A 19,407-nucleotide genomic window follows, 5' to 3' on the forward strand; every position below is an offset into this window, starting at 1 on the left:
GCGCAAGGGCGCGGACCAGCGCGGATAGACTCCTTTGCATGGTTCGAGCGTCCCGTGGTGAGGCGACCCCCGGGATGTGGCGGCGCGAGGCGGGCACCGTGCTGCGTCGGGCCGAGGCGCTGCCGGCGCAGGCGGCGGCAGGCGCCATCCTTGCCGGGTTCCGGGTCGTCCGCGCTCCCACGGAGTGGTCCCCGCACGCGCATCCCCTGCACGAGCTCGTCTGGGTGCGCGGGGGAACGCTGACGTCCCGTGTGGGGGACCGCGTCTTCACCGTGGTCGAGGGGCACGGGCTGTGGATGCCCGCCGGAGTGGTGCACGCGGGCCGGGCGACGGCGGGTGCGGAGTTCTCCGACGCCTTCTTCGCCCTCGACCGCACGCCGTTCGCGTTCACGGAACCGAAGGCGATCGCGATGACACCCTTGCTGGAGTCGCTCCTCACCCATCTCTCCCGTACGGATCTTGACGCGGAGGCCAGGGCGCGTGCGGAGTCGGTCGTCTTCGACGTCATCCAGCCCTCGGAGCGGCAGTTCTCCCTGCAGTTGCCGGGTGACCCCCGTATCGACGCCATAGCCGAAGCCCTGCTGGACGATCCCGCCGACAGCCGTTCGCTGGAGGAGTGGGCGCGGCGCCTCGGGACCAGCGACCGCACCGTCACCCGCGCCTTCCGCCAGACGACGGGGCTCTCCTTCGCGCAGTGGCGCCAGATGCTGCGCGTGCACCGGGCGCTGATGCTCCTCGCCGAGGGCTTCGACGTGACCACGGTCTCCGAGGTGCTCGGCTATGCGCAGCCCAGTTCCTTCATCGCCGCCTTCCGGCGGGTCATGGGCACCACGCCGGGCGCGTTCTTCGGTGCGGCCGGCGCACCCGGTGATGTCCGGAATTCCGTATCGCGTGACCAGAACTCCTGATTGTCGACACGGCAAGCGGAATATAACCTTCTCGGAGTTAGGTAACCCTTAGTTGTTGCTCGCCGTGCACGGCGCTGTCCGTGCGTGGGTGAGCGCGCGGCCTGGCCGGTGAAACCGGACGGAGGGGTGCCGCAGCCCTCGCCCCTCCGATCGTCCGGACCCCCTCATGTTCACCAGACCATTCCGGCCTGCCGCACAACCGGTGACCGGCCCCGCCGCTCCGGTGGCCGCCCTCCACGGGCACGACCTGGAGCTGCGCTACAGCGGCAAGCCGGTCGTCCACGGCGTCTCGGTCACCCTGGAACCCGGCCGTGCGACCGCCTTGGTGGGGCCGAACGGCAGTGGCAAGTCCACGCTGCTGCGCGCGCTGTCCCGCCTGCATCGAGTGGACGGCGGTCGGGTGACACTCGGCGCCCCCGACGGCCGGCAAGCCCCCGACGGCGAGCGCGGCGCCCCCGACGAACAGCCCGAGCGTGACGCGGCCCTGCTCAGCCCCCGTCAGTTCGCCCGTGAGGTCACGCTGTTCTCCCAGTCGCGGCCCGCTCCCCAAGGGCTGACGGTCGCGGAGGTCGTCGCGTTCGGACGCCATCCCCACCGGCGTGGCTTTGCCGGGCCGACCGCGGAGGACCGGACCGCCGTCGACCACGCCATGGGGGTCACCGGCGTACGGGACATGGCCGGCCGCCAGGTCGGAGAGCTCTCCGGCGGCGAGATGCAGCGCGTCTGGCTCGCGTCCTGCCTGGCCCAGGAGACCGGCGTCGTGCTCCTCGACGAGCCGACCAACCATCTCGACCTGCGCTACCAGTTCGAGACGCTCGACCTCGTACGGGATCTCGTCGAGGAACACGGCATCGCGGTCGGGATCGTGCTGCACGACCTCGACCAGGCATCGCGTGTCGCGGACACGCTCGTCCTCATGAGCTCGGGCCGTGTGTACGCGGCCGGCGCTCCCGCCGACGTCCTGACCGCCGAGAACATCGGCGAGGTCTACGACATCCGCGTCGAGGTGAGCACCGACCCCCGGACAGGCCGCCTCCGCATCGACCCCCTCGGGCGCCACCTGTCCTGAACAGGCCGACGCGCCCCCCGGAAACGCCGACGCAACGGGACATATCCCCTCCGCGTCGCTCCCGCATCCCTTGAGAAAAAGGACCCCTCATGAACCGTGCCCACCGCCTGGCGGCATCAGCCTCCACCGGGCTCGCCCTGCTCGCCGCAACGGCCTGCGGTACGACCGACGTCGACAAGGCCGCGGCCGGCGGCAGCGCCGACACGGCGCCCGCGTCGAAGAGCTGCTCCAAGGACACCACGACCACCTCGACGAAGCCGGTCTCCTTCAAGGACGGCGTCGGCCGCCAGGTGAAGCTCGACAAGCCCGCCAAGCGGATCGCCGTCCTGGAATGGCAGCAGGTCGAGGACGCGCTGACCCTGTGCGTCACCCCCACCGCCGTCTCCGACGCGAAGGGATACCGCACCTGGGTCAGCGCGGAGAAGCTGCCCAAGGGCGTGACGGACATCGGCACCCGTGAGGAGCCGGACCTCGACACCCTCTACGCGGCCAAGCCCGACCTCGTCGTCGTGGAGGCGTTCGACGCCAAGGACGAGATGGTCAAGAAGCTGGAGAAGCGGGGCGTCCCCGTGATGGTCACGCGAGGAGCGGACCCGAAGGACCCGATCGGGAACATGCGCAAGGTCTTCGGCATGATCGGCGAGGCGACGGGCCGCACCGAGCGGGCCGACCAGGTGCTCAAGGAGTTCGACCAGCACCTCGCGGCGGCGAAGAAGAAGGTCACCGACGCCGACCTGCCGACGAAGAAGTTCGTGTTCTTCGACGGATGGCTCGAGGGAGGCAACCTCACGGTCCGCCCCTACAGCGACGGCGCCCTGTTCACCGAGATAGGCAAGGAACTGGGACTGAAGCCCGCGTGGACCAACGACGTCAACAAGAAGCACGGTGACGGGGGCGTCGACCCCGCCTACGGCCTCGCGCAGACCGACGTCGAGGGCCTCACCGCCGTGGGCGACGCCAACCTCTTCTACGCCAACGACGAAGGCGCCGGTGGATACGTCGGGGCGCTGCGCAAGAACCCGATCTGGAAGACCCTCCCGGCCGTCAAGGAAGACCGCGCCCACGCGTTCCCGGCCCGGGTCTGGGGCGCCGGCGGCCCGCGCTCCAACGAGCAGGCGATCGACGCCTACGTCGACGTACTCGACAAGAAGTGAGCACAGTACGCACCGCCGCACCCGAAGCGGGACCGCTGCCGCGCGCCGAGCGCGGCGGCGGACCCGCCGGGGCGGCTGTTCTCGCACTCCTGGTCGCCGCGACCGTCCTGGTGGGCATGTGGCATCTGACCCAGGGGACTTCGGGAGTCGGCGTCGGCGATCTGCTGCGCCATCTCGCCGGGGAACCCGAGAACACCGGCGGCGCGCCGGTCGGTGAGATCCTCACCGGCTCACGACTGCCGCGTCTGCTCGCGGGCGTGGCGGTGGGCTTCGCCCTCGGCTGCGCCGGCACGCTGCTCCAGTCCGTCACGCACAACACGCTCGCCTCGCCCGACACCCTGGCCGTCACGGCCGGGGCCCACTTCTCCCTCACGCTCGTCGCCGCCTTCGGCCTCGCCGTCCCGCTGTGGGCGTCGGGCGCCGTCGCCTTCGCCGGTGGCCTGGTCGCGGCGGCACTCGTCCTGCTTCTCGCGGGCCGGGCCGCGGGCACCGCGGGCACCCGCCTCATCCTCGCCGGATCGGCGGCGGCGATGGCCCTGGACGCCGCGACCGGGATGCTCCTCATCCTGTTCGACCAGAACACGACCGGTCTCTTCGCCTGGGGGAGCGGCTCGCTCGCGCAGGTGAACATCGACGCGTCGATACGGGCCATCCCCCTCATCGGCGTCGTGCTGTTCGTCGCCCTGGCGCTGTCCAGGCGCCTTGACGTGATGAATCTCGGGGACGACACCGCGTCCACCCTCGGCGTACCCATCCGGAGCACCCGCGTGCTCGCCGTGGTCTCTGCGGTACTCCTGACCAGCACCGCGGTGACCCTCGCGGGCCCGATGGCCTTCGTCGGTCTCGGCGCCCCCGTGCTGGCCCGCCTGCTCGCGGGACGGGTCCGCGCGCTGCGCCGGCACCTGCTCCTGATCCCGGCGGCCGGTCTGCTCGGCGCGCTGCTCATCCTGCTCGCGGACGCGGTCCTGCGTGCGGTGCAGGGGGCGGACGGGGCCGCCTCCATCCCCACCGGCGTGCCGACCGCGCTGCTCGGCTCCGTCGTGATCGTGATCCTCGCGCTGCGGCTGCGTGACACCGGACAACTCCGCCAACCCCCGCGCGCACGCGTCGCCGTACGTTCCCGCGGCGCCTACCTCCTCGTCGTGTCCGGCGCCGTGGCACTGCTGGCCGTGACGGCCCTGCTGGCGGTCCTGGCCGGAAGCCTCTGGCTGCGGACGGGAGACCTCGGCCTCTGGGTGCAGGGCGCCGCTCCGGATCTGATCGGCGCGGCGCTCGACGACCGGGTCCCACGGGTGACCGCCGCGATCCTCGCCGGCGCGGCGCTCGGTCTGGCCGGCTGCGTCGTGCAGAGCACGGTACGCAACCCCCTCGCGGAGCCGGGAGTGCTCGGCATCACGGCGGGCGCCGGCCTCGGCGCGGCGAGCGTCGTCACGTCGGGCCTGCCCGGTGGACGGCCGGTGCTCATCGCGGTCGCCGTCGCGGCCGGGCTCGCCACCTTCGCTGTGATCGCCCTGCTGTCCTGGCGCGGCGGCTTCCTGCCCGACCGGTTCGTGCTGATCGGCATCGGCATGGGGTACGGCCTCAGCTCCGTCACCACCTTCCTCCTGCTGCGCGCCGACCCGTACAACACGCCGCGGATCTTCACCTGGCTCTCCGGCACGACCTACGGGCGCACCTTCCCCGACGTCGTCCCGGTCGCGGTGGCGCTTGCTCTCGCCCTTCCCGTACTGCTGGCCATGCGCGGCCGGCTCGACCTGCTCGCCGTCGACGAGGACACCCCGCGCATCGTGGGTGTCAGGGTGGAACGCACCCGCTTCACCGCCCTGGCGGTCGCCGCGGTACTCGCGGCGCTCAGCGTGATCGCCGTCGGCGTCGTCGGCTTCGTGGGGCTCGTCGCCCCGCATCTCGCCCGTTCCCTCGTGGGCGCCCGGCACGGTCGCGCGATCCCGGTCGCGATGCTGCTCGGCGGAGTCCTCGTGTGCGTGGCCGACGCCCTCGGCCGTACGCTCGTCGCCCCCGCCCAGGTGCCGGCCGGGCTCATGATCGCCCTGGTTGGCGCACCGTACTTCGTGTGGGTGCTCCGGAAGTCCCGTTGATCCGGAAGTCCCGTTGAAGAGCCGCCCCTCCCGCCCCGCCTCTCCTGTCCGCCCCTCCCGCCCCGCCCCTTCTTCTCCGTCCCGCCGCTAGGAGCACCCAGCATGTCGCCCCGTCAGGAAACGCCCGCGCGGCCCGCAGCGCCCGTGAAGAGCATCGTCGTTCCCTACGAGCGAGATGCCCCGGCGGCCCAGTTGGCGCGGCTCGCCGACCACGAGGTGGCGGAGCGCTGGCGAGCGGTCGACCGCTCCGCCCACGCCCCGCACCTCGTGGCCGTACCCGGCGACGACGGCGAGGGCTGGACCGCGGCCGCGCTCGTGACGGCGCGCCCGGACACGGCCTATCTGAAGATCGTGGATGCCGTCGGCGACGTACCGGCAGCCCTGGAGGCGGTCGTCGCCCACGCCCGCCGCCGGGAGGTCGTGCAGCTCAAGTGGGAAGGGTGGTCGGCGCGCCCCGAGGACGCCGCTGCCGCCGGCTTCGCCACGTTGGACTCTCCGCTCACGCAGTCGGAGGGGGCCGCGGGACCGGCCACCGGTTACGTGCGCTGGCTGTGCGACGGCCTGCCCGCCGAGCCTCCGTACTACGGGCAGAGCACGCACTTCACCTGCGGCGCCGTCACCGCCTTGGTCGCGCAGGCGCACGCGGGGAGGCTGCCGCGGGAATCCCTCGACCGGCAGGCGGAGTTGACGCTGTGGCGTGATGCCACCAACTTCTTCGCGTGCGAACCCGTCGGGCTCGGCGTCGCCGTGAGCCGGGCCTGGCCTGCGTCCCCGGTCACGGTGCACCTGGACACGGACCGGCCGGTCATGCTCGACCACTACCCGGAGAACGACCAGGAGTGGCGTGCCCTGCTCCAGCGCGCCTCGCGTGCGGACGCGGAGCGCATCGGTGTCCCGGTCGACCCGAGGCGCCTCTCCTTGACCGCGATCCGGGAGGCGATCGGCCGACGCGAGCACATCCTGCTCCTGCTCTCGCTCGACCGGATGCAGGGGTTCGAGGTGCCGCACTGGGTGCTCTGCCACGGTGTCGTACCCGGCGCCGTCGTGATCGACGATCCCTGGGCCAACGCGGCGACGGGGGACACTTGGGTCGACGCCCATCTCCTGCCTGTCCCCGACCCGTCGCTCGACGCGATGTCGGCCATCGCGCCGGAGGGCTTTCGCGGCGCGGTGACCATCGGCACCTGAAGTTCGGCACCTGAAGTTCGGCACCTGATATTTCGACGAGGAAGCGACAGCGATGCACATTCGTCCCACGACCGACGAGGACCTGGACGTCTTCGTCGACACGGTCCACGCGGCCTTCGGGCACTTCCCGGAAACCCCGGCCGCGGGAGGCGGGCGCTGGTGGTCGGCGCTCGAGATGGACCGCGGTCTGCTGGCCCTGGCAGCCGACGGCCGGCCCGTGGGAACCGCCGCCGCGTACTCCTTCGACCTCACCCTGCCCGGCCAGATCCCCGCCGCGGTCGCCGGGGTGAGCGCGGTCGGTGTCCTGCCCTCGCACCGGCGGCGTGGCGTGCTCAGCGCGATGATGCGGCACCAGCTCACCGAGGTGCGGGCCCGAGGTGAGTTCCTCTCGGTGCTCCTGGCCTCCGAGGCGCCGATCTACGGCAGGTTCGGCTACGGCCCGGCGACCTTCACCGCCCGGCTGACGGTGCCGCGCCACCAAGCCGTCCTCGCGGAACCCCGGGCGCGCGTGACGGCCGACGCACCGGAGACCGAGACCCGCACGGACGGCGGTTCGGTCGAGGTGCTGCGGCGTGCCGAGTGCGGCGAGATCCTCGAAGAGGTCTACGACCGGTACCGCCGCTCCCAGCCCGGCGCGCTGTCCCGGCCGCACCGCTGGTGGTCCCTGGGCGCGGGGCAGCCGCCGGTCTCGCCGGCGCCGCGCTACGTCGCCGTCCACCGGGACGCCGACGGCACGGCCGACGGGTACGCCAGCTACTCCATCGGCGAGCCCAACACCCTCACGGTCGACGAGACCATAGCCACCGACGACGCGGTCTTCACCGCCCTGGCCCGGTTCGTGCTCGGCCACGACCTGGTCTCGCAGGTCGTGTTCCGGCACGTCCCGCCCGAGCACCCGCTGCGCTGGCAGCTGGCCGACTTCCGGGCCGGAGCGGTCGGCGATCACACGGACTGGCTGTGGGTGCGTCTCCTCGATGTCCCGCGTGCTCTGACGGCACGCGGCTGGTTCACCGACGGTGAGCTGGTCCTCGACGTCGACGACCCGTTCCTCGGCGAGCACGGCCGCTACCTGCTCACGGTCCGCGACGGCAAGGCTGCCTGCGTCCCCACGGAGCGCCGGCCCGACCTGTCCCTGGACATACGTGACTTGAGCTCGCTCTACCTGGGTGGCACCGCCCCGAGCACGCTCGTGCGCGCGGGACACGTCCGGGCCCACCACCCGGACGCCACGGCTCTCGCGGACGCGCTTTTCCGCACGGAACGGGCTCCGCACTGCCTGCACTGGTTCTGACGTAAGGTCTGCGCGTTGCGAACGCGGAAGATCAAGGGGGCAGCGGCGATGTGGGCAGCGTGTCGTGAAGCAGCGTGTCGTGGAGCAGTGGGTGCGGTGGTGGCCGCTGGGGTGGTCGTGGCCGTCGCGGGGTGTTCGGCGCGGGATGATTCGACAGACGCTCCCGAGGCGAAGGCGTCGGCGTCCGCGTCTTCGTCTCCGTCTGCATCTCCGTCGTCATCGCCGAGCCCGGCCGCACCGCTGACAGCCCCGCAGTTGAAGGAACTTCTGCTGCGTGACGGGGATGTTCCGCGGATCGACAGCGCTCCTGTGCAGGGGCCTGTGCCCAAGTACGATCCGCGGGTCCTGGTGCCGGGGCCGGGCTGTCAGGACGTGTTCGACGCGCTCGTGGCGCATCACGCGTCCACGTCCGTGATCCAGGACTTCTGGTGGCGGAACAACCAATGGGGCGGCCGGACTTGGCTTGCCTCGTACGCCGGGGACGGCGCGTCGAGGGAGTTCCGCGGGCTCGTGGAGGGGCTCAAGACGTGCAAGACCCTGGTGGGGCAGACCCCGGAGGGGAAGCTCAACTCCCGTATAGCCGTGTCGAAGGCGCCCGGCAACCTCGGTGATGAAGCCGTCGCCTTCGACCTGAGCATGGACGGCCCCAAGGGCACCGTGCTGACCGACCACCACATCTGGGTGCGGGTGGGCGCCCTCACCGTGGAGTTCAGCGACCGGGGTGCACAGCGCACCCCCGGCTTCCCTCTCGATGTGGTGGCCGGCAAGCAGCTCGATCGGCTCAGACAAGGACCGCGTGGCTGAGGCGGCGGAGCCGGTGGCGCGTCAGCCGCAGTGTTCGGCCTTCTCCTGATCCGTCATGGGACGGGTGTGCTGCGTCTTGGTGCTCGGCGCGTCCGGCTTCGGGCCGGTCGCGTCGAAGGGCGCGTACCAGATGTAGTGGCCGTGGAACTTGTCCTCGAAGTGCAGCTCGTAGGTGCCCTTGACGCGCTGCATCTGCGACTCGCGCGTGACCCAGCCGACCTCGCCGGGGCGGACGTCGACATTGGTCGTGGCGGTCTCGGTGTGCGAGCTCTCCCAGGTGTGCCCGTACGAGGTCTCGATGCTCACCTTGAACACCTCGGCGAAGCCGTACTCCGCGCTGAGCGAGACTCCGACGCTGTTGGACTCGCCGGTGGTGTCAGCCCAGGAGATGCTGGAACGCTGCAGGTCGGGCGTGCAGTTGTAGGCGCTGTCGCCCACCTGGTGCGCCTCGCCCATCGAATCGGTGCCGGGTCCTTCGGGGTGGAAGACGCACGAGTCGGTGCCGTTGTCGCACTTGTCGAGCAGTTCCCGGATGGTGGGGGGCTCTTCGTCGGCCTGCGCGGCGGGCGCGAGGGCGAGGCCGCCCGCGGTGGTCATCGCCGCCAGGAGGACGGTCAGACGGGTACGGCTGATCATGTGTGATCTCCAGTGGGGGGAAGGTGACGCTGGTGGGGGGGTAGGCGCGCGCGAGCGCGCGGCAGGGATCTAGCTGAAGCCGATCGACTGGGTGCGGTCGTTCATCATCTGGCCGATGTCCGAGGTGTTCTCGTCGAACGGTCCGTCGCGGTCACCGCCGAGGTTGGGCTCGGGGTAGAGCCAGATCGCGCAGTTGCCCCAGGGCTGTACGGAGGAGATGCGGTTCTTCCAGTCGTCGCCGAGGTCGTACTGCCAGTTGACCCAGCCGTCCTTCTCGCACAGCGAGGGACCGCTGATGGTCAGCGAGTCACCCGAGAAGCCGGGATCGCTGAAGAACGTTCCCTGGATGACGTCCCCGGCCTGGGCGCGGAACGAGGACGAGTCCGCTGCGGCCCGTGGGGTGGCCGGTGCGTCCGTCACGCTGCCGTCGCCGGCTCGGACCATGGCCTCGGCGAACGTGCCGAAGCAGGCCTGCTTTCCGGTGGTCGCGTCCAGAACGCAGTGCCGGGCCGTCGGTTCGTCCGCTCCGGTCGGTTCGTCGGCACCTGCCGACTGGGCCGAGACGGTGCAGAGCAGGCCGGTGGTGACCGCGAGCGCGGCCCCCGTCAAACGATTGTGGCGCGTGTTCCGTATCGCCATACGGATACCTCCCTTTCTGGCGTGGGCACATCACCTTCCTGTGTAGTGGCTCCGGTCCCGTGTCCGCGGCTGGAATCTCGAATTCCTGTGCCTATAGGGGTGGTTGAGGTGACTCGGGCACCGTGAGAGGGTCCTTCGGGCACGACGAAGGGGGAAACGGTCAGAAGCGGATATCGTCCCGACCCGACGAGTGGACGTCAGGCGAGTGGACGCCGGACGAGCGGACGTCAGCACTGCGCGAAGACGTACCCCTTGGCTCCCTTGGGGCGGACATCGCGGTCGCGCAAGGTGATGGACAGGCGCGAGCCCCAGGCGTCACAGGCGTTGCGGTAGTCCTTGCGCGTGTACTCGACGGCGAAGACCTTGTCGTCGTAGGCGTCGGCGAAGTCGCCGCACTCCTTGTACGCCGCGCACTCCTCGACCACGGCGAAGTCGAAACCGACACGACGGCGCTCGGGGAGGAGGTCGGTGGTGTTCTTCTGGGCGATGGCCAGGCCACGGCTGTGCGCCCGCTCGGCGAGCAGCTCGGCGAAGGCGGCGGCGTGCTCGGTGGTGAGGAGATCGTCCGAACGCTCGTAGGAGTCGAGGTTGTCGGGCTCCACGGCGTCGTACCCCGCGTCGGCGCAGCCGTCGATCCACGGCCCGACGATGTCCATCAGCTCCCGGCGCTTGCCGGGCGTGGAGATGTCCAGGAGCGGCTCCTCCCAGTCCTCGTCGATCACCGGGGAACCTTCGTCGTCCTTCAGGAGCAGGCCCGGGTGGTTCTTCTTCCACCAGGTGATGGCCTTGCCCGGCTGGGTCTGGAAGGCGTTGACGTAGCACACGTTGTAGAGGCCGTCGGCCGGTTCGGCGGTGCGGTCGCGGGACAGCGCCTGTACCGCGTCGTCGGGCGGGTAGGCGCCACCGAGCTGGTAGTCGAAGACGGCGTCGGCCTTCGGTGCGCGTACGGCGTCCGACCGGTCGGCGGCCGGGGTGTCCTTGCCGTCGTCGGTGGTGCAGGCGGCAGTGGCCAGGAGGAGGGCGGCGGCGCAGGCGGCCAGCCGGGCAGGCCGCGAACGGTACGGGCGGTACGGGCTGTGCATCGGAGACTTTCGTTCGGGGCGGCTGCCGGTGTGGGTTCCGTGTGGCGAAATGTGACGCGATGTCGATCTTACGTACGTCAGCCATGGCCTCGGCGGCCAGGATGGCGTCACGCGGGCGCAGGGCGGTTCAGGACAGGACCACCGAGCGGGTCAGATGGGCCGGCCTGTCGGGGTCGCGCCCCGCGTCCTCGGCGAGACGCACGGCGAGACGCTGGGCGAGCACCAGTTCCGCGAGCGGGTCGAGCTCGGGGCGGTGAAGGTACGCGCCGGTGTCCTCGATGCGGGCGGCCAGTTCCGCGGGCAGCGGCGACAGGCTCCACACGGCTCGGCCGGGGCTGGCCACCGCGATGGGCCCGTGGCGGTACTCCATCACCGGGTAGGACTCGGTCCACCGGGCCGCCGCCTCACGCACCTTGAGCGCCGCCTCGTGCGCGAGCCCGGCGTGCCAGCCGTCGCCGAGGAAGGTGATCTGCTCGGCCGCCACCAGGCGTGGATCCAGCGGCGCGCTCAGGGCCGCGGTCACGTCGGTCAGCGCCCGGTCGACGTCGTGTCCCAAGTGGGCGAGCAGCAGCATCAGTTGAGTGGTCGGATAGCGGGTCTGTACGACGGACCGTTCGTCGGCGTGGTCGAGGATGATCACGTCGTCGGCGGCGCGCGCGGCGGGCGACCGGGGCACCGCCGTGAGCGTGGTGACGCGCGCGGAGGAGCGGGCCGCCCCGAGGGCGGTGAGGATCTCGGTGGTGGTGCCGGAACGGGAGAGGGCCAGGACACGGTCGTAGGGACGGTGCAGCCGGGCCGCGGACGCGGGGAACGCGTCGGTGGGGCCGTGCCCCAGGTCCTCCCGCAGGTGCGCGTAGGCCTGGGCCATGAACAGCGACGTACCGCAGCCGATCACGGCGACCCGCTCGCCCTTGGTGGGCAACGCCTGTGCGTATTCCGGGAGTTGTCTCAGTACGTACTGCCAGCACTGCGGCTGAGAGTCGATTTCCTGGCTCGTGAGGGACATGGGAGTGTGCTCTCTCCGTCAGGTCAGGTGGATGCGGTGGGATGGGTGCGATGGGCCGGGTCAGTGGCCCAGCAGCGGGCGCAAGGACGGCTGGAGGCGCTCCGCGTGGGCGCTGACCATGGCGTCGCACAGCCGCCAGATCTCTTCCACGGGCAGGGCCGCCGCGGTGGCCGGGTCGGTCATCGCGGCGTGCCGGATGTGGCGCGGCTCGTCGTCGAGGGCGGCACGCACGACCAGGTCGTTCATGCTGAGGTACGTGCGATTGAGCGCCGCCAGTTGCGGGGGCAGCGACCCCACGCGGGTCGGCTGGATGCCGGAGGCGTCGACGAGGCAGGGGACCTCGACCACCCCGTGGCCGGGGAGGTTGTCGATCAGGCCGTGGTTGGGGACGTTGCCGTAGACGGTGCGCGGGGTGCCGGTCACGATGCTGTGGATGATCTGCGGGGCGTACTCCAAGGTGCCCTCGACGGTGAGCGGTTCACCGGCGGCCAGGGCGGCACGGGTGTGGTGGTAGGCGGCGACGTTCTCCTCGACGATGCCGAGGTAGGCGCCGACCGGCAGGTGCAGGCGCTCGATCTCGCTGTCGTGGTGCAGGTACCAGGGGACGTATTCGGAGGAGTGCTCGCTGGTCTCGGTGGGGTAGAAGCCGAGCCGCCGGTACATGTCGACGCGGACGCGGCGCCGCAACTGCGCGTCGTCGGCGATGAGTTCGTCGAGCCGCGGGTAGAGGTCGCGCCCTTGGTGCTCGAACCGCAGCACCCACGCCTGGTGGTTGACGCCCGCCGCCCGGTAGGTGATCTCCTCGTACGGGACGTCGATCAGCTCGGCCAGGTCCCGCATGGTCCAGTACACGGAGTGGCACAGGCCCACCACCCGGGTCAGGCCGGTGGCCTGGGTGAGGTACTGGATGTTCATGGCCATGGGGTTGGTGTAGTTCAACAGCCATGCGTCGGGGCACAGTTCGGCGATGTCCTCGCCGAGCGCCTTCAGGAGCGGGAAGGTGCGCAGGGCGCGGAAGATGCCGCCGATGCCCAGGGTGTCGCCGATGGTCTGGCGCAGCCCGTGACGGGCCGGGATCTCGAAGTCGGTGCGGGTGGCCTCGCCCATGCCGACCTGCACGATGTTGATGACGAAGTCCGCGCCCGCCAGGGCCTCGCGGCGGTCGGCGTGGCTCGTGACGGTGGCGTGCGCGCCCAGGTGTTCTGCGATGTAGGAGGCCGCGGCCTGTGCGGTGGTCAGGCGTTCGGCGTCGATGTCGTGCAGGGCGATGTGGGCGCCCTTCAGTTCGGGGAAGGCGAAGAGGTCGGCGAGCAGGCCCTGGGTGAAGACGACGCTGCCGGCGCCGATGAAGGCGATCTTGGGGTGGGTCATGAGGCGTACGCTCCGCTCGGGGTGGTGTGGGCGAGGACTTCGTCCCGCGTGGGCTGGGCCGGGGTGCCGCCGTGGGCGCGGGTGGACAGCGACCCGCAGGCGACGGCGACCCGCAGTGCCTCGTGCGGGGGCCGTCCGTCGAGGAGCGCGGCGATGAATCCGGCGTCGAAGCTGTCCCCGGCGCCGACGGTGTCGACGGGGGTGAGGGGAAGGCCCGGTGCGGTCAGCAGGGTGTGGCCGTTGTGGCAGAGGGCGCCCGCGGCGCCGTTCTTGACGACGACCAACGGGACACGGGCGGCCAGGAGTTCGGCGGCGCGCTCCGGGCTGCCGCCGGTCGGTGTCCCCGCGAGGTGCAGGGCTTCTTGGGCGTTGGGCAGCAGGATGTCGGTCTCGGTGAGCACGGCGTCGAGGGCTGCCCGGTCCCACTGCCCCGACGGGTCGTCCTGGGTGTCCAGGGACGTGCTCGCGCCGTGCCATCGCGCGGTGCGCAGCAGCCGGGGCAGGTCGGCGGCCAGGCGGGGCTGCAGGAAGTAGGAGGCGGCGTGGACGTGCCGGGTGTCGGCCAGGAGTTCCTCGGGAACGTCGTCGCCGCTGACGGTGGTCAGGGTGCCCGGGGAGGTGAGGATGGCGCGGTCCTCGCCCTGGGTGAGCACGACGGTGAGCGGGGTCGGCCGGGTGGCGTCCGTCCGCAGGGCCCGGGTGTCGACGCCGCGTGCGGTGAGCGCGTCGCGCATATAGCGGCCGGCCTCGTCATCGCCGACGCGCCCGGCGAAGGCCACGCGTAGGCCCAGGCGGGCGGCCCCGCACGCCATGATCGCGGCCGAGCCGCCGAGGGTCAGGGACCCGGCGTCGACGAGTTGTTCGCGCTGGCCGAAGGCGAGCGGGCCGGTGAGCGGGCCGAAGATCACATCGGGGTTGGCGTCCCCGATGACGAGCAGATCGTACGAGGGGGGCATCGATTTCCTTCGGGTCGTACGGGGGAGGGGGCGGAATAGGGAAGGTCAGCCCTTCAGGCCGCTGGAGGTGACCGAGCGGATGAAGGCCTTCTGCGCGAAGAGGAACGCGAGCAGGACCGGCAGGACGGTGATCACGTTGCCCGCCATCACCGCGGACCAGCGGGTGTGGTGCTGCCCCTGGAAGGTGGTGAGGCCCAGTTGCAGCGTGTACTGGGTGTCGTGGTTGATCGCGATGAGCGGCCAGGTCAGGTCGTTCCACGTGGTGAGGAAGGTCAGTACGGCCACCGTGGCGAGCGCGGGCCGGGCGAGGGGCAGCACGATCGACCAGAGGACCCGCAGCCGCGAACAGCCGTCGATCCAGGCGGCCTCCTCCAGTTCCCTGGGCAGGGAGAGGAAGAACTGCCGCAGCAGGAACACCGCGAACGGCGTGACCAGGGAAGGCACGATCAGGGCGCCGAGGGTGTCGATGAGGCCCAGCTTCTTCATGACCAGGAAGGTGGGGATCATCGTCAGCTGGAAGGGCACCGCCATCGTCGCCAGCATCAGCACGAGCAGCGTCCGCGAGCCACGGAAGCGCATCCGGGCGAACGCGTAGCCGCCGAGGGCGCCGAAGACGAGGTTCGAGGTGACCGCGACGGCGGAGACGATCGCGGAGTTAAGGAGCCAGCGCGGGAACATCGCGTTGCCGAGGACGTAGCGGTAGCCGCCCAGATCGACGCTCGACGGCCACAGCGCGGGCGGGAAGCGGTTGATCTCGGCGTTGCTCATGACCGAGCTCAGGAGCAGCCAGATCAGCGGCACCGCGAAGAGCAGCGCCAGCGGTGCGAGCAGTGCGTGCCAGCCGCTGAACGGCAACCGGAGGCGGCGCTGACGCAGGGCGGCGGGCTCGGTGGCGCGGCGCGCGGTGGCCTCGGGTGCGGTCGTCGTCGCGGTCATCAGGCGGCTGCTTTCGTACGAAGGGCGCGCTCACGGCCGGGGCCACGGCCACGGAGCACGCGCAGCACGACGGCCACCACGAACAGGGCGAGCGCCAGGACGTAGGCGGCCGCGGCGCCGTACCCGGCGGTGAAGTTCTTGAAGGCCTGCTCCCAGATGAAGTAGACGATCACCGTGGTCGACCCGAGGGGCCCGCCCTTGGTGGTCACATAGACGAGGTCGAAGACCTGAAGGGACTGGATGGTCTGCCACAGCAGCAGGAAGACGCTGACCGGGGAGAGCGCGGGCAGCGTCACGTGCTGCAGCAGATGCCACCGCCCCGCGCCGTCGAGGCGGGCCGCCTCGATCAGTGACTGCTCGACGTCCTGCAGCGCGGCCAGGTAGATGACGGTGCACAGCCCGGTGCCGCTCCACAGCGTGATGGCGACCAGCACGAACAGCGCCTGCGAGGAGTCGGTGAGGAAGCCCTGCGGCGAGATCCCCAGGCGGTGAAGGACGGAGTTGGCCGCCCCGAACTCGGGGTCGAGGATGAACGAGAACAGCACGCCCTGGGCGGTGGCCGAGATGACGAACGGCACGAAGAACAGGGTGCGGTACAGGCCGACGAAGCGGATGCGCCGGTTCAGGGCCAGGGCGAGGACAAGGCCGACGGCGATGCTCAAGGGCACGTACAAGAGGGTGTAGAGCAGGGTGTTGCGCACGGCCTGGCTGAAGTGCGGGTCCTGGGCCAGCGCCCGGTAGTTGTCGAGGCCCACCCAACGGCTGGGCGTGACCAGGTCGTTGGCCTGGAAGGACAGCAGCAGCGACCACACGACCGGCAGGACGCTCAGTCCGAGGATGACGAGCACGGCGGGGGAGACGAAGGCCCAGGCCGTGGCGGTCTCGCCGCGGCGCCGGCGGCGCAGGGCGCGTCGGCCGGACGGGTCAGGCGGCAGGGTCAAGGGGCGGGGAAGTGGCGGCATGTCGGTCCTCAACGCGGGATCAGAAGGGCGGCGTTGGCCTCTTCGGCGCACGAGCGCACCGCGTCGGCGGGGCTCTTGCGGCCGAGCAGCACGGAGACGACCGCCTGCCCGAGGGACTGGGAGATGCGGGGGTAGGCGGCGTGCACGGGGCGGACCCGTGCCGATGTGACCGCCTCGGTGAACACCGGAAGGCCGGGCATGTCGGAGGCGTGCTCGCGCCAGGCGGGGCGGTCCTGGCTGAGTCGGCTCAGCGGGAGGCTGCCCGCCTCGACGGCCCAACGGCTGTCCTGGGCAGGCTGGTTGAGCCAGGTGACGAAGGTGCGGGCGGCGTTCGTCCGGGCCTCGCCGTTGTCGAAGACCGTCCAGGTGTCGGGGCCCGAGATGGTCATGGGGCGGCGGCTGAAGCTGGGCAGCGGCACGACGTGGTGGTCGATCTCGGCCTGGGTGATGTCCGGCAGCTGCCAGGGCCCGGTGGGCACCATGCCCATCCGTCCGGAGAGGAAGACCTGGTACATCTGCTCGCTGCCGGGCTTGGGGTCGACGTACACGCTCTTGTCGCGCACCAGGTCCCGTACGACCTCAAGGGCGCGTACGCCCTCCTCGGCGAAGCCGATGCTGTGCCCGTCGTCGGCGATCACGTCGCCGCCCAGGTCCCACACCATCGGCCAGATCCGCCACACGGTGTCCTCGTCGCCGGTGCCGGGCCAGCCGGTGCCGAAACGGCCGCGGGAGGCATCGGTCAGGCGGCGTGCCGTGTCGGTGAACTCCTGCCAGGTCCAGCCCGGTTCGGGCAGATCGAGTCCCGCCTGCGCGAACAGCTTCTTGTTGCAGACCACGGCGAGGCAGTCCAGGAGCGCGGGCACCGCGCGGACCCGGCCGTTGACGGTGACGGCCTGCCGGGCCGGCGCCCAGAAGGTGCGCCAGGGTGTCGGCCCCTCCCGCACCTGGGCGGTCAGGTCGACCACCTGGGGGCTGCGGGCGACGCTGGCCAGGTCGGAGCCGAAGACGTAGGCGACATCGGGGTAGGAGCCCGCGGCGAGCGCGGCGGTGATCTTCTGGAGCATGGCGTCGGCGAGGACACCGCCGCCCATGTCGACGCGGATGTCCGGGTGGGCGGCGTGGAAGCGGGCCACCAGACCTTTGAGGACCTTCGCCGCGGTGTCCGTCTGGCCGTGCCACAGCTGGATGGTCACCCGCCCGTCGGGCCCGACCCCGTCGGCGGCTCCCGTGCCGCAGCCGGCCAGGGCGCCCCCGCCCGCCGCCACCATCGCCGCCGCGCCGCCCACGCGCAGCACACCGCGCCGTGACGGCCTGCCCAGCGCTCGGGGTCCTGTGCTCATCACTGCCTCCAGGGGGATCGGGTGTGCCCGCGGCGCGAGAGGTCCATGGGCATGCGCACGCCATGGGCCGGAGCGTCCACGGCGGGGGAGGGCCGGGCCGAAAGGGCCGAGGGTTTCAGCAGGTCTCGCGGATGTGGCCGCCGCTGCCCGCGGGCGTCACGTCGACGTCGCGGCGCACGATGCCCAGCCGGTCGCCGTAGCCCGCGCAGGCCTTGCGCAGTCCGGCGTCCGTGTACTCGATGACCAGGAGGTCGTCGCCGAACGCGGAGGTGTAGTCCCCGCACTCGTCGTACGCGCCGCACTCCTCGGCGACGGCGAAGTCGAGCCCCGTCCGTTCCCGCTCACCGGCCAGCTGCGGCGTGTTCTTCTGCGCGACGGCCAGGCCCTGATCGTGGGCGTGCGCGGAGAGCAGCGCGATGTAGGACATGGCCTGATCGGCCGTCAGCAGGTCGGGGAAGCGGGTGAAGGTGTCGTAGTTGTCCGGCTCGACGGCCTGGAAACCCTTGTCGGCGCAGCCGTCGATCCAGCCGCCGACCTTCGCAGCGATACGCTCGCGCTTGCCCGGGGTGCGGATGTCCAGGACGGCCTCGCCCCATTCGCCGTCGTACACGACATCGCCGTTGCCGTCCCGGAGCAGCAGGTCGGCATCCCAGGTGTCCTCCGCCCCCGGCTGGGCCTGGAAGGCGTTGAGGTAGCAGATGTTGTAGAGGCCGGGCGCGGGGGCCGCCGCCGCGTCCCGGCTGACGGTCTCGACCCCGGCGGGCGGTGTGTACGCGCCGCCTATCTGGTAGTCGAACCCGGCGTGACGCGGCGGCAGCGGGGCGGCGGTCGCGCCCGCGGAGGCGGTCGACGGGGCGAGCAGGCAGGCCGCGGCGGTGGCCGTGAGGGCCGCGGACGCGGCGACACTCCTGCGCAGAACACGATTGAGGCTCATCTCAGAGCTCCAGATGTCTGGGGGCACGTCCCCGCCTCGGACACAAGAAGGGTCCTGGCGACTCAGTCCGGGCTCATGGCCGAGGCCAACTACCGGCTAGGCGTACCTCTGCGCCGAGTGCTCGGCATCGGCGTGCCAGGGAGTTAATCGAGCAGCTTCGGTCATGTCAAGAGATGAGGACTGAAGAGCACTTGGCCGACTCGCGCACAAACGCTCATGATTCCTGCGGGACTCTGCTCGGACGGGCGTCCGGGGTCTATGCTCGCCCCGTGCTGAGAAGCGACCGCCAGGCGCGGATACTTGAGCATGTCGCCGCCCGGGGCAGCGCCGACGTCATGCGGTTGGCCGGCCTGCTCGGGGTGTCGCAGGCCACCGTGCGCCGTGACCTGCGGCAGCTGAGCGAGCAGCGGCTCCTGGAGCGCACGCACGGCGGCGCGATCCTGGGCAATGTGAGCATCGAGGTGCCGCTGAAGCACCGGATCGACCAGCGCTCCCCGCAGAAGCAGGCCATCGCGCGGGCCGCCGCCCGGCTGGTCCCCGCCGGAGCGGTGGTGGGTCTGACCGGCGGCAGCACCACCACGGAGGTGGCCAGGCTGCTCGCCGACCGCGGCCCCGTCACGATCGTCACCAACGCCGTGAACATCGCGGCCGCCCTGGTCCTGCGACCGACCGTCACGCTGATCGTGGTCGGCGGCACCGCCCGCAGCGAGAGCTACGAACTGGTCGGCCCCATCGCGGAGAAGACCCTCGCCGACCACCACACGGACATCGCGTTCCTCGGCGTGGACGGCATCAGCGCCGCCCACGGGTGCACCACGCACGATCAGTTGGAGGCGGCCACCGACCGCGCCTTCGCGGGACACAGCAGCCGTACGGTCGTGGTCGCCGACCACACCAAGATCGGCAGGGCGACGTTCGCCAAGATCTGCCCGACGGCCGGGGTGCACACCCTCGTGACCGACACCGAAGCGGCCGGGGACGAACTGGAGGCCATCGCCGCCGACGGGGTGCGGGTCACCGTCGCCTGAGCACCCC

Annotated in this window: 18 protein-coding genes; 8 read left to right on the forward strand and 10 right to left on the reverse strand. The window is 71.3% G+C overall.

The features are described 5' to 3' along the window. Positions 1–38 precede the first annotated feature (38 nt). The 7 genes from AB0M70_RS08400 to AB0M70_RS08430 all read left to right on the forward strand — a co-directional run bounded on the left by AB0M70_RS08400 (position 39) and on the right by AB0M70_RS08430 (position 8,510). Complete coding sequence (locus tag AB0M70_RS08400; protein ID WP_365817730.1) at positions 39–908, forward strand: AraC family transcriptional regulator; 870 nt, start codon at positions 39–41, stop codon at positions 906–908. A 166-nt stretch (positions 909–1,074) separates the two neighbouring features. Further along, the gene (locus AB0M70_RS08405; RefSeq protein ID WP_365817732.1) at positions 1,075–1,977 is read left to right on the forward strand and encodes an ABC transporter ATP-binding protein; all 903 of its coding nucleotides are present in this window, start codon (positions 1,075–1,077) and stop codon (positions 1,975–1,977) included. Positions 1,978–2,066: 89 nt separating this feature from the next. Beyond that, positions 2,067–3,131: an iron-siderophore ABC transporter substrate-binding protein gene (locus tag AB0M70_RS08410; RefSeq protein WP_365817734.1), complete on the forward strand. Its 1,065-nt coding sequence runs from the start codon at positions 2,067–2,069 to the stop codon at positions 3,129–3,131. Beyond that, positions 3,128–5,227, forward strand: a complete 2,100-nt coding sequence (locus AB0M70_RS08415) for an iron ABC transporter permease (RefSeq protein ID WP_365817736.1) — start codon at positions 3,128–3,130, stop codon at positions 5,225–5,227. The genes AB0M70_RS08410 and AB0M70_RS08415 overlap by 4 nt, the downstream gene beginning before the upstream one ends. A 102-nt stretch (positions 5,228–5,329) precedes the next feature. Further along, entirely contained in the window at positions 5,330–6,415 is a 1,086-nt protein-coding gene (locus AB0M70_RS08420; protein WP_365817738.1) for a peptidase C39 family protein, read from the forward strand. 52 nt (positions 6,416–6,467) lie between these two features. Further along, positions 6,468–7,706 (forward strand): GNAT family N-acetyltransferase, encoded by a 1,239-nt coding sequence (locus tag AB0M70_RS08425; RefSeq protein ID WP_365817740.1) that lies wholly within the window; start codon positions 6,468–6,470, stop codon positions 7,704–7,706. Positions 7,707–8,027: 321 nt separating this feature from the next. Beyond that, complete coding sequence (locus tag AB0M70_RS08430) at positions 8,028–8,510, forward strand: hypothetical protein (protein WP_365817742.1); 483 nt, start codon at positions 8,028–8,030, stop codon at positions 8,508–8,510. Positions 8,511–8,531: 21 nt separating this feature from the next. On the opposite strand, the gene AB0M70_RS08435 is transcribed toward AB0M70_RS08430, so the two are convergent. The 10 genes from AB0M70_RS08435 to AB0M70_RS08480 all read right to left on the reverse strand — a co-directional run bounded on the left by AB0M70_RS08435 (position 8,532) and on the right by AB0M70_RS08480 (position 18,372). Continuing rightward, a complete protein-coding gene (locus tag AB0M70_RS08435) occupies positions 8,532–9,146 on the reverse strand; it encodes a hypothetical protein (protein ID WP_365817744.1) in 615 nt (204 codons plus the stop codon). 69 nt (positions 9,147–9,215) lie between these two features. Further along, complete coding sequence (locus AB0M70_RS08440) at positions 9,216–9,785, reverse strand: hypothetical protein (protein ID WP_365817746.1); 570 nt, start codon at positions 9,783–9,785, stop codon at positions 9,216–9,218. Positions 9,786–10,012: 227 nt separating this feature from the next. Next, complete coding sequence (locus tag AB0M70_RS08445) at positions 10,013–10,867, reverse strand: endo alpha-1,4 polygalactosaminidase (protein ID WP_365817748.1); 855 nt, start codon at positions 10,865–10,867, stop codon at positions 10,013–10,015. Positions 10,868–10,994: 127 nt separating this feature from the next. Continuing rightward, the gene (locus AB0M70_RS08450) at positions 10,995–11,873 is read right to left on the reverse strand and encodes an SIS domain-containing protein (RefSeq protein ID WP_365817750.1); all 879 of its coding nucleotides are present in this window, start codon (positions 11,871–11,873) and stop codon (positions 10,995–10,997) included. A 60-nt stretch (positions 11,874–11,933) separates the two neighbouring features. Then, the gene (locus AB0M70_RS08455; RefSeq protein ID WP_365817752.1) at positions 11,934–13,244 is read right to left on the reverse strand and encodes an alpha-glucosidase/alpha-galactosidase; all 1,311 of its coding nucleotides are present in this window, start codon (positions 13,242–13,244) and stop codon (positions 11,934–11,936) included. After that, positions 13,241–14,200, reverse strand: coding sequence for a carbohydrate kinase family protein (locus AB0M70_RS08460; RefSeq protein WP_365817754.1), 960 nt, complete (start codon positions 14,198–14,200; stop codon positions 13,241–13,243). Before AB0M70_RS08460 ends, AB0M70_RS08455 begins: the two co-directional genes overlap by 4 nt. A 45-nt stretch (positions 14,201–14,245) precedes the next feature. Further along, on the reverse strand, positions 14,246–15,136 hold the full coding sequence (locus AB0M70_RS08465) for a carbohydrate ABC transporter permease (protein WP_365817756.1): 891 nt from the start codon (positions 15,134–15,136) through the stop codon (positions 14,246–14,248). Continuing rightward, positions 15,136–16,098: a sugar ABC transporter permease gene (locus AB0M70_RS08470; RefSeq protein WP_365817759.1), complete on the reverse strand. Its 963-nt coding sequence runs from the start codon at positions 16,096–16,098 to the stop codon at positions 15,136–15,138. The genes AB0M70_RS08465 and AB0M70_RS08470 overlap by 1 nt, the downstream gene beginning before the upstream one ends. A gap of 8 nt (positions 16,099–16,106) precedes the next feature. Beyond that, entirely contained in the window at positions 16,107–17,438 is a 1,332-nt protein-coding gene (locus AB0M70_RS08475) for an ABC transporter substrate-binding protein (RefSeq protein WP_365817761.1), read from the reverse strand. A gap of 115 nt (positions 17,439–17,553) precedes the next feature. Next, complete coding sequence (locus tag AB0M70_RS08480; RefSeq protein ID WP_365817763.1) at positions 17,554–18,372, reverse strand: endo alpha-1,4 polygalactosaminidase; 819 nt, start codon at positions 18,370–18,372, stop codon at positions 17,554–17,556. A 269-nt stretch (positions 18,373–18,641) separates the two neighbouring features. On the opposite strand from AB0M70_RS08480, the gene AB0M70_RS08485 reads away from it, so the two are divergent. Further along, positions 18,642–19,400 (forward strand): DeoR/GlpR family DNA-binding transcription regulator, encoded by a 759-nt coding sequence (locus AB0M70_RS08485; protein WP_365817765.1) that lies wholly within the window; start codon positions 18,642–18,644, stop codon positions 19,398–19,400. Positions 19,401–19,407 lie beyond the last annotated feature (7 nt).

The sequence above is a fragment of the Streptomyces sp. NPDC051214 genome (assembly GCF_040682375.1).
Lineage (GTDB): Bacteria > Actinomycetota > Actinomycetes > Streptomycetales > Streptomycetaceae > Streptomyces.